This window comes from Pseudoalteromonas sp. DL2-H2.2, assembly GCF_021532535.1.
Classification (GTDB): Bacteria; Pseudomonadota; Gammaproteobacteria; order Enterobacterales; family Alteromonadaceae; genus Pseudoalteromonas; species Pseudoalteromonas rubra_A.
The window spans coordinates 176,495-191,404 of sequence record NZ_JAKGBD010000002.1 but is presented as its reverse complement, the minus strand read 5'-3'; the positions used below and the strand labels follow the sequence as shown (position 1 = coordinate 191,404).

17 protein-coding genes are annotated in these 14,910 nt (G+C 48.8%); 2 read left to right on the top strand and 15 right to left on the bottom strand.

Annotation, left to right across the window (positions count from 1 at the left end; genetic code table 11):
- The first annotated feature begins 89 nt into the window (after positions 1-89).
- The gene (locus L1285_RS03535) at positions 90-623 is read left to right on the top strand and encodes a hypothetical protein (protein ID WP_235410994.1); all 534 of its coding nucleotides are present in this window, start codon (positions 90-92) and stop codon (positions 621-623) included.
- A gap of 67 nt (positions 624-690) precedes the next feature.
- On the opposite strand, the gene L1285_RS03530 is transcribed toward L1285_RS03535, so the two are convergent.
- The 15 genes from L1285_RS03530 to xseB all read right to left on the bottom strand — a co-directional run bounded on the left by L1285_RS03530 (position 691) and on the right by xseB (position 13,901).
- On the bottom strand, positions 691-924 hold the full coding sequence (locus L1285_RS03530; RefSeq protein ID WP_046002947.1) for a helix-turn-helix domain-containing protein: 234 nt from the start codon (positions 922-924) through the stop codon (positions 691-693).
- Between the two features lie 435 nt (positions 925-1,359).
- Positions 1,360-3,975 carry a fibrinogen-like YCDxxxxGGGW domain-containing protein gene (locus L1285_RS23535; protein WP_268835955.1) on the bottom strand — a complete coding sequence of 872 codons (2,616 nt, stop codon included), beginning with the start codon at positions 3,973-3,975 and terminating at the stop codon, positions 1,360-1,362.
- 249 nt (positions 3,976-4,224) lie between these two features.
- Positions 4,225-4,830 carry a phage tail protein gene (locus tag L1285_RS03515; protein WP_235410993.1) on the bottom strand — a complete coding sequence of 202 codons (606 nt, stop codon included), beginning with the start codon at positions 4,828-4,830 and terminating at the stop codon, positions 4,225-4,227.
- Positions 4,831-5,069: 239 nt separating this feature from the next.
- Positions 5,070-5,687 (bottom strand): phage tail protein, encoded by a 618-nt coding sequence (locus L1285_RS03510; protein ID WP_235410992.1) that lies wholly within the window; start codon positions 5,685-5,687, stop codon positions 5,070-5,072.
- Between the two features lie 171 nt (positions 5,688-5,858).
- Positions 5,859-6,479, bottom strand: coding sequence for a phage tail protein (locus L1285_RS03505; RefSeq protein WP_235410991.1), 621 nt, complete (start codon positions 6,477-6,479; stop codon positions 5,859-5,861).
- Between the two features lie 120 nt (positions 6,480-6,599).
- A complete protein-coding gene (locus L1285_RS03500; RefSeq protein WP_235410990.1) occupies positions 6,600-7,100 on the bottom strand; it encodes a hypothetical protein in 501 nt (166 codons plus the stop codon).
- 85 nt (positions 7,101-7,185) lie between these two features.
- Complete coding sequence (deoD, locus tag L1285_RS03495) at positions 7,186-7,908, bottom strand: purine-nucleoside phosphorylase (RefSeq protein WP_235410989.1); 723 nt, start codon at positions 7,906-7,908, stop codon at positions 7,186-7,188.
- Positions 7,908-8,672: a deoxyribose-phosphate aldolase gene (gene deoC, locus L1285_RS03490; protein ID WP_235410988.1), complete on the bottom strand. Its 765-nt coding sequence runs from the start codon at positions 8,670-8,672 to the stop codon at positions 7,908-7,910. Before deoC ends, deoD begins: the two co-directional genes overlap by 1 nt.
- Before the next feature lie 246 nt (positions 8,673-8,918).
- Positions 8,919-9,158 (bottom strand): magnesium transporter, encoded by a 240-nt coding sequence (locus L1285_RS03485; protein ID WP_235410987.1) that lies wholly within the window; start codon positions 9,156-9,158, stop codon positions 8,919-8,921.
- A 21-nt stretch (positions 9,159-9,179) separates the two neighbouring features.
- Positions 9,180-9,320, bottom strand: a complete 141-nt coding sequence (locus L1285_RS03480) for a hypothetical protein (RefSeq protein ID WP_235410986.1) — start codon at positions 9,318-9,320, stop codon at positions 9,180-9,182.
- Positions 9,321-9,856: 536 nt separating this feature from the next.
- Positions 9,857-9,982, bottom strand: a complete 126-nt coding sequence (locus L1285_RS23530; RefSeq protein ID WP_268835954.1) for a hypothetical protein — start codon at positions 9,980-9,982, stop codon at positions 9,857-9,859.
- Between the two features lie 132 nt (positions 9,983-10,114).
- Positions 10,115-10,336 carry a hypothetical protein gene (locus L1285_RS03475; RefSeq protein WP_235410985.1) on the bottom strand — a complete coding sequence of 74 codons (222 nt, stop codon included), beginning with the start codon at positions 10,334-10,336 and terminating at the stop codon, positions 10,115-10,117.
- Between the two features lie 352 nt (positions 10,337-10,688).
- Positions 10,689-12,557 (bottom strand): 1-deoxy-D-xylulose-5-phosphate synthase, encoded by a 1,869-nt coding sequence (gene dxs, locus L1285_RS03470; RefSeq protein WP_235411316.1) that lies wholly within the window; start codon positions 12,555-12,557, stop codon positions 10,689-10,691.
- Between the two features lie 210 nt (positions 12,558-12,767).
- Complete coding sequence (ispA, locus tag L1285_RS03465; RefSeq protein WP_328285011.1) at positions 12,768-13,655, bottom strand: (2E,6E)-farnesyl diphosphate synthase; 888 nt, start codon at positions 13,653-13,655, stop codon at positions 12,768-12,770.
- 3 nt (positions 13,656-13,658) lie between these two features.
- Positions 13,659-13,901 carry an exodeoxyribonuclease VII small subunit gene (gene xseB, locus L1285_RS03460; RefSeq protein WP_046002939.1) on the bottom strand — a complete coding sequence of 81 codons (243 nt, stop codon included), beginning with the start codon at positions 13,899-13,901 and terminating at the stop codon, positions 13,659-13,661.
- Between the two features lie 241 nt (positions 13,902-14,142).
- On the opposite strand from xseB, the gene pomA reads away from it, so the two are divergent.
- Positions 14,143-14,910 (top strand): flagellar motor protein PomA, encoded by a 768-nt coding sequence (gene pomA / locus L1285_RS03455; protein WP_138543906.1) that lies wholly within the window; start codon positions 14,143-14,145, stop codon positions 14,908-14,910.

The window sequence follows — 14,910 nt, the reverse complement described above, 5'->3', positions numbered from 1 at the left end:
ATATCTAAGATGTTTTAAAAACGCTACACTCGCAAATCATCAAATAAGACCAAACTGGGCCAATGTATGCCCGGTGCAAGGAGCCGATAATGGACCAAGATACTCAAATCATCTGTGACTTTCTGAGCGACATTAATTTGCCCCATGCGCTTTGCCCTGTTGAGGGAGAGATGTTTTTGCCGGGGCTACAAATCGTACATGGCGTGCTACATATAGACGTTGATAAACTGGTTTGCGCGGGAGACATACTCCATGAAGCGGGCCACATTGCGGTGTGTGAGCCGATATTCAGGCCACAACTGCACAAAGACGTATACAAAAACGGGCTTAAAAATGGGCGCGAAAAACAAGCGATGGACGGTGAAGAAATGGCGGCAACGGCTTGGTCTGTAGCGGCCATTAGGCACCTGGGCTTATCGATTGATCTGGTTTTCCCGGAAAACAGTTATCAGGGTATGAATCAGGCGCTGAAGGAGAGTTTCCAAAATGGAGGAGTATTTGGCGATCCACTGTTGACCGCTTGGGATATGACCTGCCCGGAAAAGGGGTTTCCTAAAATGACAAGCTGGATGCGAGAAGTGCGTTGGGTGCATGAACTGCCCGAGGCACTGGCTGAAGCCTGAAGAGATTTTCGGGGTTATACTAAAGCCCTCAGAGCAGACCCATTTTGAACGCTCTGAGGGAAGAGAGTCATGCCTGGCCGTGCTGACGTATCTTGGTGAGAAAATCAGAGATATCTACGGAGCAAAAAGTCACCATTGCAAAGAATTGGTTGAGTTTAGGTTGGCCAACATCGCGTTCCCAGTTTTCATAGGTTTTACGACATACGCCAAGCTGAGTTGCCATAGCCTGTGTTGTCACGCCTTTGTTCTTTCTTAACTTCCTGAGATCATCACCGGTAATGTATCGGGAAAAAAAGTCCATAGTGGTAGTTCCTTTGTTTATTGTTGTAAAGGTAAAGCCGGGTTGGTTCTATGCTCTTTGCCGCATTATCTGACAGTCACTTTCCCGGACGCCTATTGCTATTTCCTGCAATGGGTAATTTGTAACTCAGATCGCAATGAAAAAAATAATAATGTGCGACTTTTTTGTAGGTTATGAATTGATTCATTTACAGGCCCTGTAATGCGTAAATCATAAAGAAATACTGGCATCTTGTTCAGAGCAGGCAAAGGTGTATTTGAATCTGGTGGAGCTGTCGTTGAGATATTGGCAGTGTAAAGTTAAAAATGAATTTTGCTTAAAGCGCAGTTGTTAGAAGCGTACTCATAATGACTGACAAGACAGTAAAGAGCGCGATTAGTCTGACTGGAAGGAAGTGGTGCTGGCTAATGTGTTCATTAGCCAGCACCTGTTGCGTTATTTAATGTAGTACTTCAGCACATCCTGTTCTGGGTGAGAATACAGGGTCGGATACGGCCAGATGGTAAATTGTCGCTCCGGATTGCCATTAAAAATAGCCGCACCGGCAATATTCCATTGATAATATCCGGTATTATCGGCAAGCTGCGCCATGGTAAATGTGCCGCTATCGACATAACTACAGGGCACCCCTGTGGGCTCAGATCTGAAAATATTCAGGCCTTCGAGGTGAGGGGTGTTGTCGAAAGTGGCCGTTAAGTCTGCGGCGGTGTCGTCCAGTAGTCCCTGGCATCCTACGCCAGTTGGGTTGGTAACATTGAAGGCCGAGATCATAGATACTTTACTGTGCTCATCAACAAACATCAGTCCCTCTGTCATCGCAGCGCGCAGTGCCTGCCATCTTGAGGATTCCAGCACGCCATATTGGTCGACTCTGACAGGTTCACGGATCAGCTTTCTGTCAATACCGTCGGCATGATTGGCAAACAGCGTCCAGCCTCCGCCGAGGGTCTCCATATCGCAATACGCCACAAATGGGGCGACACTGCCATCCCCGTCCGGGTCTATCGTGTAATAGCCTGACTGGCTGGTCGGATTGGTTTGTTGAATGTCATGACAGGTTTTGCCCTGTGCCTGTGGACTGTTATTGGCAAACTCATCAACAAAGAAGCCGTAATATTCCATTTCGTCGATTTGAGTATAGTCGCCAGAGCCATGGGTGCTCAGCACCAGCAGTCGGAAGCTGCTTCCTAAAGCAGCCTTCGAGAGTTTAACGTGGCTGGTCCCTTTTTCCATCGTAATGGTTTCATGATCGGTGAATGTGATGCCATCGTCTGACACCTGAACAATTACTTCTTTGGGTGTCCGTGGTGAAAATTCTGCGTGCTTCATCGACACCTGAGTGCTAAAACCGGTGATCACAGCTTTTCTGGCAAAGGAGACTTGCAACCACTCGTTGCTGTTGGTTGGGCCAAGCCAGATCCCGTGCGTCAGCATTTCACCTGCCTGAGGGTTAATTTTCGGATTTGGATCCGTGTAATACAGGTGGCCGTCAAATGCGCCAGCCGGACTGAACTGGTTAACGGTGCCACTGGCGCTGTAGTTACCCGGTGAAAGTGAATTCGTGTAGACCAGCGCAATGTTATTATTGGCGCCCGTGGTATCACCATCGGTGACAACCGGGCGGGAGAGTGTCAAGTCTTCAAAGTGACAGAAGTACTGGATAGCAGGTGCGCCACCGGGACCATCCGCATCAATCAGATACAAGTTAGATGTTGCAGTTGGGTCACTGAGGGCAATGCTTTCACAGCTGATCCCATCGCTGGGGTACACTTCCTGATTGAGGACGTTAACCATGTCGAGTAAACGGGCATATTTTGCTTCCAGAGACTGACTGGCATTATCAACATAACGTTTGGTCACCAGATGGTTTGGCGCGATAGGATCGTTGGCGATGGCATTACCAATCACTTCCAGCGCTGCACTGGGTGACTGGGTGCCCACACCGACGGAAACGGTGGTTGATACGGTTGTTGCGCCATCACGCCAGTGTGTGGTGCCAGGCAGACCCTGATCTCCTTTGGGTCCTTGCAGGCCTTGTTCACCTTGTGGCCCCTGTATGCCTGGTTCTCCTTGTTGTCCGCGCTCACCTTGTGGCCCTTGTAACCCCTGCTCACCTTGTGGCCCCTGGAGTCCTTGCTCACCCTGTAACCCTTGTTCACCTTGTAACTCGCGCCAGAGTGCGCCATCACAGCTAAAAATCTGCTTATCTACACTGCTGTAGTATATCGAGCCTGTGTGCTCTGGGTTGCAAGGGACTGGTGCACTGGCATTAGGCGTTAATCTCAGGGCGCCGGGTATTTCCAGGTTGGCCTGCGCCAGTGGCTCAAATAATGCCGGGTAACTGTTGGGATCAGTGGGGTCAGTATTGGCCAGAAACTCAGCTAAGTTACTGGCGCTATCCTGATCTACATCTGCACTGGCATCACTTGCATCTGCTGGATTTAATCCATAGCGAATTTCCCAGTCATTGGTCATGCCATCGCCGTCATCATCCAGTGGTTTAGCCAGGCTAACTACGGAGACGGCGTCTACATCAATGGTATTGGCATCAATGCTGGTATTGTGTATTTCCAGTGCCATCGTATCTGTCAACTCAGCAAGCGCACGATGCGCCTCGGTCGGCTCAAAGGTCACATTGAGCTGGACAAATGCCCCTTCGACTAACGTGAGATCAGGAGTGACATCAACAAAGTGCTCTGCAATGCGAAAGCCAACTCTAAAGTTGGCCGGGTTAACACTGGCGCGCACGCCCAATTTAGCCTGGATCATGTAGTTGTTGGTTAAACTCAATGGCACAGGCAGGGCCTGGCTCAGGGATGCACCCTGACCAATGAAGGCGACGTTATTTACGGCTTGATGATCGGCATAATGAGCTGAGGAGAGGTTAATGATCCCCGCTTGACTATCGGAAAATGTCCAGACATCAGAGGTGTGGCTTAACTGTGCTTCAGCCAGTGTTTGTTGCTCGAACTGGCCATCCTGTACCAGTTCAGTTCCCGATGCGTGCCAGCATAATGTGGCGAGCATGGCAGGTAACACTCGTTTTTTCATGTTTTTTCCTAAGAGTAGAGTTGGATTAATGTGCGATGAATATTGTACAGGATTACGAATTAATGGTTGTTATAAATTTTTTTTTCATTCTTTAGTGTGGTTTTTGTGACACGGTTGGAGTCATTGTCGTGTGAGCGTGAAGTAACAGAGAGGGTCTGCGAATCGATGAGTTTGTTGAAGGTGACTAGGAACGGGTGAGTAAGAAGAGTGACAGGCCAATCCGGGTGCATTGCACCCGGTTAGTATTGATTAAGCACGTCTCGGATAAGCACCCAGAATACAGATCTGCCAGCCAATGGCTAAAACTGGGTTGCGAATATCAAACTCTACATTGTCAAAGTCTTTTGAAAGAGCTAGGGCCTCTATTTCAACCCCTTTGATGGGGCTCAGGAAATCGGCTTCTTCAAAGTCAGAAGGTGTGAAGAAGGATGAGGAAGATGTGTGTAGTGTAGGTTTTGGTGGCTTTATGGGCGCCATATAACTATTGCCTGTATAATCAGGGTAAGTAGTATTGGCATTGTTCGATACCATAGTGAACTGGGCTATTGCTTCAACTTTATGTGAGTGAGGGGGCAAATGATATGGTGCGAGTTTGACTTTTTCTGTTCCGCTCCTCCAGCCTAGTGGGTAATCCGATAGCCCTGGCCCTTTACCATAGCGTATCGGGCTTCTGCCACGCAGATCCGGAGTTGCAAATGTGCTGCGTCCATCTCCACCGTATTTGGTGCCTAATATAGTAAACAGTGCCTGATTCTGGTTGACTGACATTAGGCTACCATCGCATGGTGCGTAACCTTCTACAGTAAAGTCGCCGCCATACGGCATCATATCACCCTGGTATGCTTCAACTAGCATGGTTCTACCTCACAGTTAGATGTTATTAAAATAGCGATAAAAAGTGCATCAGATGGATGCAATGAATGGCATTGCCTGAAGGCGTATGGCAGGCGTAAGCCGGCTAGTCCTAGTGCGCGCCTGTTGTTCACAATAAAATCACTACCTGGCTATCTGCCAGGGCAATACTAGGTCGCTTTGTAACTTAATAATTCACATCAGGAGGATCGCCTCCCGATGCGAAGTGGTCTAATTAGCCATTATGCGCGGGATGGAAACAGTCCATTCAAACACATTTGCCAGTTAATCGTAGTAAACGGGCTCAGTAAGCTAACTTCCTGACCTAAACCTGTGTTGCCTACTGTGACCGTTGCGTTGTCGACGACTGATTCCACCTGAACGTCTGGCCCCTGGATCTCTACCAGTTGTTCTGCTTCAAATGGACTTGGCAAAAAGTAGCTCGAATCCTGCGGTTTACCAAGGTAAGCAGCGGCAGTCGGTACTGGGCTATTGGCATTGTTGGAGGCCACAGACAAGGTTGCCGTGGCCGCGCTTGATACTTGCACTGAGGCAACTGCCGAGTGAGAGTGTTCAGGGAGTTGTGCGGTTGTCAGTTGGACGGTTTCATTACCGCCTTTGCTCCCTAACGGGTAATAGGATAAGCCTGGTGCTTGTCCGTGGCTGACAGGACTTCTGCCACGCAGGTCTGGCATAGAAAAGGTGCTTCTGCCATCGCCGCCATAGAATGTGCCCAGGATGGCATACGCTGCTGAGAATTGTGAGATTGAAATGAGTTGCCCACCACACTCTGCGAATTGGCGTACTGCAAAGTTACCTGTAAACGGCATCATTTCACCGATAAATGCGTCGGCAGCCATAACATGCTCTCCCTAAATCATTGTTGTTAAAAACGTTATAGTCAAAATCAACCATACCTCATCCTTTTTCAGAAGTATATTACTTTGTATTACAGCACATACCGAATACACCAATTGGCAGGTATTAAGGGATGCGAGCCGATAAATGCTGATGATTGAGCTTAGCTCTGATCAAGAACGTGACGGGTACAGGTTGTCTGCACAAATGAGCCAGTTCACTGCCTGAACCGGGTTGCGGATATCAATAGACTCGCTCTGACCTGTGTCAAGCATCCCAACGTTGGCCGCGGCCACAGACTGAACCTCTACATTCACACCTTTGATCCCAACGGGTTGGGCAGCCTCAAATGCGTTTGGTATAAAGAAACTTTGATCCTGTGGTTTACCAAGAAATGCGCCGGTATTGGGTGCTGGTATATTGGCATAATTGTTTGCAACTGACATGGATGACGTCGTATTGCTTGTGAAAGGGGGGACCTGAACCGATGCAGTGTGATTGTGCGTAGGTAACTCATATTCAGTGAGCGTTTTTTCTTCAATACCCCCAACCATACCGATTTGATAATCATATTTTAAGTCGGGTGCCTTTCCGTGGCCAATAAGGCTGCGGCCGCGCAGATCTGGCACGGCAAAGGAGACCCGACCATCGCCACCATAAAAGGTACTCACCAATGAGTAAAGTGACGTATATTGCCCTATGCTGACTAGCTGGCCGTTACATGGTAGATAGTTCTCTACGACAAAATTACCGACAAAGGGCATGAGTTCGCCCGTAAATGCTTCTGTTGACATAAAACAATCCCTAGCGCTTTGATATTAGATACTTACACCTATTTTTATCCTACAGGCTCGAATGCCGCAAGTATATTACTTTGTATTACAGAGGGTGTATGAGATACGCTGAGAAGAGGCTTAAAGCTGATGCGCTTCTATGTCAATGGCCGCGATTCTGTAGGCTGCTTTGAGCATCACAATGAGTGCAATCACATTAAATACCAGGCTGAAGATGGCCTCAAATGCCATAATGTCGATGTCAAAAGTACGAAGATACCTTGTGATTTGGTCAACAATTTCGATGGCAATGCCTATCACAATCAGCATAAAGCCATAGTATTCAGAGGTGGCATTCAGGGCACTGTGCTGTTCAAGCGTTGGGTCGTTTTTACTTTCCAGCAAACGCTTTGAGAAGATTTTACGACCATCCATAATTGCCCCAAACCCGATCAGCAAAATGGTAATGGTCGACTCGTTATCAATCACACGCTGATAACCGTGTGTGTCCATATGCCCCAGTAAAAAACGCAGATCGTCTGCGGTAATACTGCCAACCAGCAGACTGATCAGCACCAGTGGGAACAGTAAAAATCCTCGGTTGAGCACAACCGCATAAATAATTTGTCGGGTTTTGGTCATAAGTTTTATGTAATTCGTTCAGGCAATGGTGTTGAATTTGCCTGATGGGGCTTAGCGCCTTAGTGGACGCATAAGCCCGGCACAGTTACAGCGCTTTGGCCGTCGTCAAAGCCAGCTGAGCCATCTGTGCAAAGGAAGACTGCCTGGCGTCACTGCTCAGGTGCGTGTCTAGGGTGATGTGATCGGCAACGGTTAAAATAGTCAGGGCCCTGGCACCATATTGTGCCGCGACGCCATATAAACCGGCCGCTTCCATTTCTACACCCAGGATCCCCATGCTATCCATCAGGTCAAACATTTCTGGCTGAGGAGTATAAAACAGGTCGGATGAAAATACATTGCCAACTTGCACTTTTAACGCCAGCTGTGCTGCGGTATTGACGCAAGTATTCAGCAGCTCAAAATTGGCAATGGCGGCAAAGTCATGATCTTTAAAGCGTATGCGATTTACCTTGGAGTCGGTACACGCGCCCATCGCAATAATAATATCACGCAGTTTTACCTGCTCGGACACGGCACCACAGCTGCCCACCCGGATCAGATTTTTCACTTTATATTCAGTGATCAATTCTTTGGCATAAATGGAGCAACTGGGGATCCCCATGCCGGTACCCATCACAGACAGCCTGTGGCCCTGAAAAAAGCCGGTGTAGCCAAGCATATTGCGCACATTGTTGACTTCTTTCACGTCCGTGAGAAAGTGCTCAGCAATAAACTTAGCACGCAGCGGATCGCCCGGCAGTAACACGGTATCGGCAAATGCATCGGCTGGCGCATTGATGTGAACGGTTTGGTGGGGGCTGCTCATCAGTAGTCTCCCGATAACGTTTTGGCAGAGCCTGTCAAAGTACTCAGCACATCGCTGAGTAAGCTAGATGCACCAAATCTAAAATGCTGTGAGTTGACCCAGTCGGGGCCCATAATTTGCCGGGCGGTGTCCAGATAAGCGCAGGCATCATTCACCGTACGTACGCCACCGGCGGCTTTAAAGCCAACGGCTTTGCCACTGTTTTTGATGGTATTGAGCATCACATGTGCGGCGTCTAATGTGGCATTAACCGCCACTTTGCCGGTGCTGGTTTTGATAAAGTCGGCACCCGCTGCTATGGCAATGTGCGACGCTTGTTCAATGAGTTGCGCGGTTTTAAACTCACCAGATTCTATGATGACTTTGAGCTGTGCCCCAGTGCCACATGCCGCTTTACATTGCCGCACCAGTTGCGCACCAACCTCGCTATTGCCAGCCATCAGTGCCCTGTAAGGAAACACCACGTCGACTTCGTCGGCACCGAGCACGACTGCCGCACGGGTTTGCTCAACTGCGCTGGCGATATCCTCTGAGCCATGGGGGAAGTTAGTGACCGTGGCAATCCTGATCCCCTCAGCCAGGTGCTGTTTGGCCAGAGGAATATGCTGAGGAAAAATGCAGATTGCGGCCACGGCGCCTGCCTCTGAGCTGGCCTGCTGGCAAAGCTGGATAATATCGTCGTCGCTTTCTGCGCCGGTCAGGCTGGTTAAATCCATACAATTGAGCGCCAGCTGAGCGGCCTGTTGGGGTGTTATCGATGACATAGGGAAACTCCTGATGTGCAGCCAGTATGGTGTGGTCTGGCTACTAAGAACCACTTACCCGACAATACGAAGAGGGCACAGTTCAGGCGTCGCTCACTCGTATTTTGGGAACTCGAGTGGACTTGGTTCCGTGAAGACTCGTCCCGGCGGGACACGCTAATTCCATTTAATCACCGACGTATTCTCTGCTAGTTGGTGACACTTTTCCAGTATAAAGACGCCGCCTTTTGATATGGCGCAAAGTAACTAACCGACGGGCAGCATATCCGACAATAACAGGGCGATACCCAGAAAAGACATAAAACCAGCAATGTCGGTGATGGTTGTTAATACGATGGAGGATGACTGTGCAGGGTCGAGACCAAACTTTTTCAGCGCAATGGGCACAATGGCGCCGGCACTGCCTGCTATCACCAAGGAGCAGTAAATAAACTTAAGCCCAGGCTGGAAGCGGCGGCCGTGGCAAAAAACAGCAGTGTCAGCCAAAAAACACTTCGACAAATGACCTTAATGTGCCGGGAAGTAAGTTGCACCTGCCTGGGTTGTTGTGTCTTTTGCTGGATGCTGGCCAGTGCCTTGTTGAGCACCTGAAGCAGCGTCAGTGCCAGTTTGCTCAGTAACCAGGCGCAGGCCCAGTAACAGAATCATTGCTGCGACGACCAGCTGGGGGATCAGGCTAAAAAGTAAACTTGCAGTTGCTCAAAACCGATATGTGCACTGCTTTGCCAGTCAAAAAGTGCCGAGCCATCAGCCATGACAGGTCCTGATTAAAAAAGTTGGAAAAGTTATCGTCATTGCGTTCCATCCGGTTTGCCAACCTGGAAGTTGTCAATAATGAGAGCGGGTTGGTCTTTAAGTTGCTGGTTAAAGTGTTGTATTGAACGGGGTTTGTCCAGCCAGTGATGGTGAAATATAAAAGCCACTGTGAAGGCGGTGGCTTAGATTGATAAATGTTGCTGTCTTTAAATCGCTTAATTCTGTTGTGACTTAGCGTCGAGTGGTGGATCACATCTTCGCTAACTCCCATACCTAAAAACTAACAATAAGTGACGTTAGCTTAAACTTCTTTGATTAAGCGACGCTCGCTGCGGATACCAAACCGATATCCAGGAAATAATATTTTGCACATTCGAACGGGGGTTAACAGCCAGACGGCCATTGTTTTTACAATAAAGGGGAGAGACTTAGTTGTGAATAAACTCAAAATCAATGGCGAGGTCAATCAGGTGCGCTAAATAGCCTTTGGAAACCAGTTGTTCGATAGCGACCATTTCTAGTTGATATTGCTGAGGGGTTTTGTATTTAAGCATGGTGAATTCACCAAACTCACTGCGCTTATTAGATCAAAGGGCTGGCTCTGTGTCCTGCCCTTTTTCAACACTCTGAAGCGCCTCATAGAGGCGTTTCATTAAGCTCTCTGTTTTTAAAACAAAGAGGTGTAGTTACAAAATATCACCACAGCCATTACGGCCGCAAGTGTGTGCTACACAGTGTGTTACACCATCTGCACTTAGTGAGGTATCATTACCACCACCACAGCGATAAGAAGGGTAGCTACTGTTAATGTCAGTACCACCGGCAACCTGTGGAGTCATGTTCGCTGGCAGGTTTGAATGGTCGGTAGACAGGGTTTTCATTTTCTTTTTGTTTAGTTTTAATTTCATAATCATTTCCTTGTAGATATTAAACTTTTTGTTATTTTCAAATGCACCAAATCACTTGGTACCCTTTTAAGCTACAATAACTGACGATTAAGTGCAAACTAAAAAGTAGAGTTAGTTGTAGCATTGCAGAGGCACCAACCAGACCAGGCAAAAAACTTCGCGTTCACACTCAAAATAAGCACTTTAAATAAGAAGTTTTGAACAGTTATCGGTGGATTCTATTTGATGGGCTGGTTGCAGAGTGTAAACGGAGTTTTTCTGGGGGATTTGTCAGAGGGGAGTTGCATATAGCCACTGCACAGCAGTGACTATATGCAAGAAGGGTGTGACGGGTTTATCAGGTTCTGTGAACTTACCAACCTGATAACACAGTCTCAATCCTTTGCTGGATCCCGTTTGCGTCCAGCCCCATTTCAGCATGCATTTCATTTTGAGTACCATGCTTGATAAACTCATCGGGAATACCCAGGTGCAGAATGGGTTTAAGTATATGCTTAGCGGCAAGATACTCACTGACGGCACTGCCTGCACCGCCTGCGATGGCATTATCTTCCAGTGTGACTAGCAAGTCATGCTCGGCTGCCAGCTTTTCAATCATGGCGCCATCAAGTGGCTTCACAAAGCGCATATCCACCAAACTGGCATCCAGTGCGTCTGCGACTGGTTTTGCATTGTGTAGCAAGGTACCAAAGTTAAGAATGGCGACTTTCTTACCTGAGCGCAGCTGGTTGGCTTTACCTACTTCCAGCTCAATCATCTGTGCTTCAATCTCTGCTTCACCTGCAGAACCTCGCGGGTAGCGCACTGCGGCAGGCTGTTGCAGACGATGGCCGGTGTAAAGCATCTGACGGCATTCGTTCAGGTCGCTCGGAGCCATAATTACCATGTTGGGAATACAGCGCATAAAGCTCAAATCGTATGCCCCCTGGTGCGTCTCGCCGTCGGCACCCACAATCCCGGCGCGATCAATGGCAAACAGCACCGGCAGGTTTTGTAGTGCGACGTCGTGGATCAGCTGATCGTAACCACGTTGCAAAAAGCTAGAGTAGATAGCAACGACGGGGTTAAGACCTTCACAGGCAAACCCGGCGCCTAAGGTGACGGCATGCTGCTCTGCAATGGCCACATCAAAGTATTGATTAGGGTGTTCTTTAGAAAAACGCACCATGCCGGAGCCTTCACGCATGGCCGGGGTAATGGCCATCAGCTTGGCGTCCAGCTCCGCCATGTCACACAACCAGTCGCCGAACACTTTTGAGAAAGTCGGGGCACTGGGTTTGGACTTAGGCAGGCTATGAATGCTTGGATCAAACTTAGGCACGCCGTGGTAACCGATCGGATCGGCTTCCGCAGGTTGGTAACCTTTACCTTTTTGCGTTTTAACGTGCAGCAACTGCGGACCTTTTAGGTTACGCATGTTTCTGAGCGTATCGACCAGCATATTCACGTCGTGGCCATCGATGGGGCCTATGTAGTTAAAGCCCAGCTCCTCGAAAAAGGTACCCGGTATCACCATGCCCTTGAGATGCTCCTCAACTTTGCTGGCCAGCTCCTTAACCGGTGGTACGCCTGAGAGTAACTTTTTACCGCCTTCGCGGATATTCGTGTAAAAGCTGCCGGATAAAATTCGTGCAAAGTGGTTGTTCAGCGCGCCGACATTTTCAGAGATAGACATTTCATTGTCGTTGAGGATCACCAGCATGTCTGATTTCACATCACCGGCGTGGTTCATTGCCTCGAAAGCCATGCCTGCGGTCATCGCACCATCACCAATCACGGCAACGACTTTACGCCCCTGTTGCTCCTTTTCTGCGGCAATGGCCATGGCCAGCGCTGCTGAGATAGAGGTACTGGAGTGGCCAACACTGAAGGTGTCGTACTCGCTTTCTTCACGGAACGGGAAAGGGTGCAGGCCATCTTTTTGTCGTATGGTATGCATCTTATCTCGGCGTCCGGTGAGGATTTTATGTGGGTAGGCCTGATGGCCCACATCCCACACGAGCCGATCTGCCGGCGTATTGTAGACGTAGTGCAGTGCGACTGTCAGCTCAACGGTCCCAAGGCCTGAGGCCAGGTGGCCGCTACTTTGTGAAACTGAGTTGAGCAAATAGTCGCGTAGTTCATTGCTGAACTCGGTCAGTTTGTGTTGCGGCAAAGTGCGCAGCTGCTCAGGCTGCTCTATCAATGCCAAAAGGGGATACTTGCTGTTATCAAGGCTCATATTGATTACGTTATCCTGGGCAGAGTTTACTGACTTGGTTGTCATTGTTATCTGCCATTAAATTTATGAATTCTGTTCCAGGGCTCAGCCTATTTACAAGCTGCTTTCCAGGCGCTTGATTCGGCGTGCTCAGTGCAATGCACCACAGTATAACTTAACTAGTTATTAATTTAGCGACTTATCAGTCGATTGCTAGTCTGTGCAGTGTCATTAATGGTCTCTGGCGATGATATAGTCTGCCAGCAAAGCCAGGGTTTGTGTGTCTGCATCTATGTCTTGCAGTGCCCGTTTGGCGTCCTCTACGAGTGCCTGTGCTTTTTGCTTGGCGCCTGTTAATCCCAACAGTGCAGGATACGTAGATTTATTATGTTCCAGATCAGACCCCTGAGGTTTACCCAGTACTTCTGTGTTGCCTTCAATGTCGAGAATGTCGTCCTGAACCTGAAACGCCAGACCTATATTCTGGCCATAGTCACGCAGTCGCTCCAGAGTAGTAAGCGAGACGTCGGGGGCACACAACGCGCCCAGTTCAATGGCACAGGTCAGCAGGGCGCCTGTTTTTAAGCGATGGATCCGCTCGAGCTCAGCCAAACTCACCGACTTATCAGTCGCGGCCAAATCCAGCGCCTGACCACCCACCATGCCCTGTAACCCAGATGCTTTGGCCAGTGTTTTTATCATCGCAATCTGATTTGCTGTCGGCACCGAGAATGTGTGTGTAGACAACAACTCAAACGCCAGGGTTTGTAAGGCATCACCGGCTAAAATGGCCTGTGCTTCATCAAAGGCAATATGACAGGTGGGCTTTCCTCTGCGCAGGTCGTCATCGTCCATGGCGGGCAGATCGTCATGCACTAACGAGTAGCTATGAATGCACTCAACTGCCGCGGCAGCGATATCCAGGTCGCGCGGTGAGGCGCCAAAAATTTGCCCCGTGGCGTAAACTAAAAATGGCCGTAACCGTTTGCCACCATTACTGATGCTATAGCGCGCCGCGGCAATGGCTGTCTCGTCACTGTCCAGTGTCTGGGCGAAATAGGTCGCCACAGTGTTTTCGACCTGCGCTCTGGCATGGGCAAGTTGTGCTTGTAAATCCACCGTTTATTCCAGCTCGTCCGTAAAGTCACTCAGTGGGCTTTGCTCGTCGTTACCGAGTAAAATCGCCACTTTCTGTTCTGCCTGTTGCAGCTTGTGAGAGGAGGCGTTAGCCAGTTTGATCCCACGTTCAAATTGTTTGAGGGATTGCTCCAGGGTCAACTCGCCCCGCTCCATACCCTGTACAATGCTTTCAAGCTCGTCAACGGCTTCTTCAAAGCTCATGTTTTCCGGTTTTTTTGTCGCCATGTGCAATATTCACTTTGAGCTAAATTAAAAAACGCCTAATTTTATGAGTATTACAGATTGAGGTCAAAGATCTCTCAGACTTTTTGCGTTATACAGTTCGGACGGCCTGTCAATGGTTTATGAATTCGCAATTTCAAGGCAATTTAATATAATTGAGTTAAGTTATTGCAAAACTGGCCGATAACTCTGTCGATAATAATAACTGCGTGATAGATAGCGGGTAAATTCCTTTGGAGGGTGTGTGGATTTAGCAACCGTGATTGGGATCTTAGGGGCCATAGGCTTGATTGTGATGTCCATGGTACTTAGTAGTGATGGCCAGATCGCCATGTTTTACAACACTCCATCAGTGGTTATCGTGTTTGGTGGCTCGATCTTTATCGTGCTTTCTAACTTTACCATGAGCCAGTTTTTTGGCATTGGTAAGGTGGCCGGTAAGGCCTTTATGTTCAAGCTCGAAACCCCGGAAGAGTTGATTGAAAAAGCGGTTGAGCTTGCGGACTCTGCGCGTAAAGGCGGCTTTTTGGCTCTGGAAGAAGCGGAAATTCCCAACTCGTTCATGCGCAAAGGCGTCGATATGCTGGTGGATGGTCACGACGCGGATGTAGTTAGGGCAACCTTGCAAAAAGACATAGCGCTGACCTCAACGCGTCACGAAATGGGCGCAGGTTTGTTTAAATCCCTGGCAGACATCGCGCCTGCGATGGGGATGATTGGTACCCTGATCGGCTTGGTGGCCATGTTATCTAACATGGATGACCCCAAAGCGATTGGACCAGCGATGGCCGTTGCGCTATTAACCACGCTCTATGGGGCCTTTTTGGCCAACGTGGTAGCCATTCCTATTCAGGTTAAACTGGAGCTGCGCAAAGACGAGGAAGAGCGTAACCAGCGTTTGATCCTGGATGCCATTTTGGGTATTCAGGATGGCCAGAACCCGAAAGTGATTGAAGGTATTCTGAAAAACTACCTGCCTGAGTCCAAGCGCGGTGGTGAGGCTGAGGAGTAG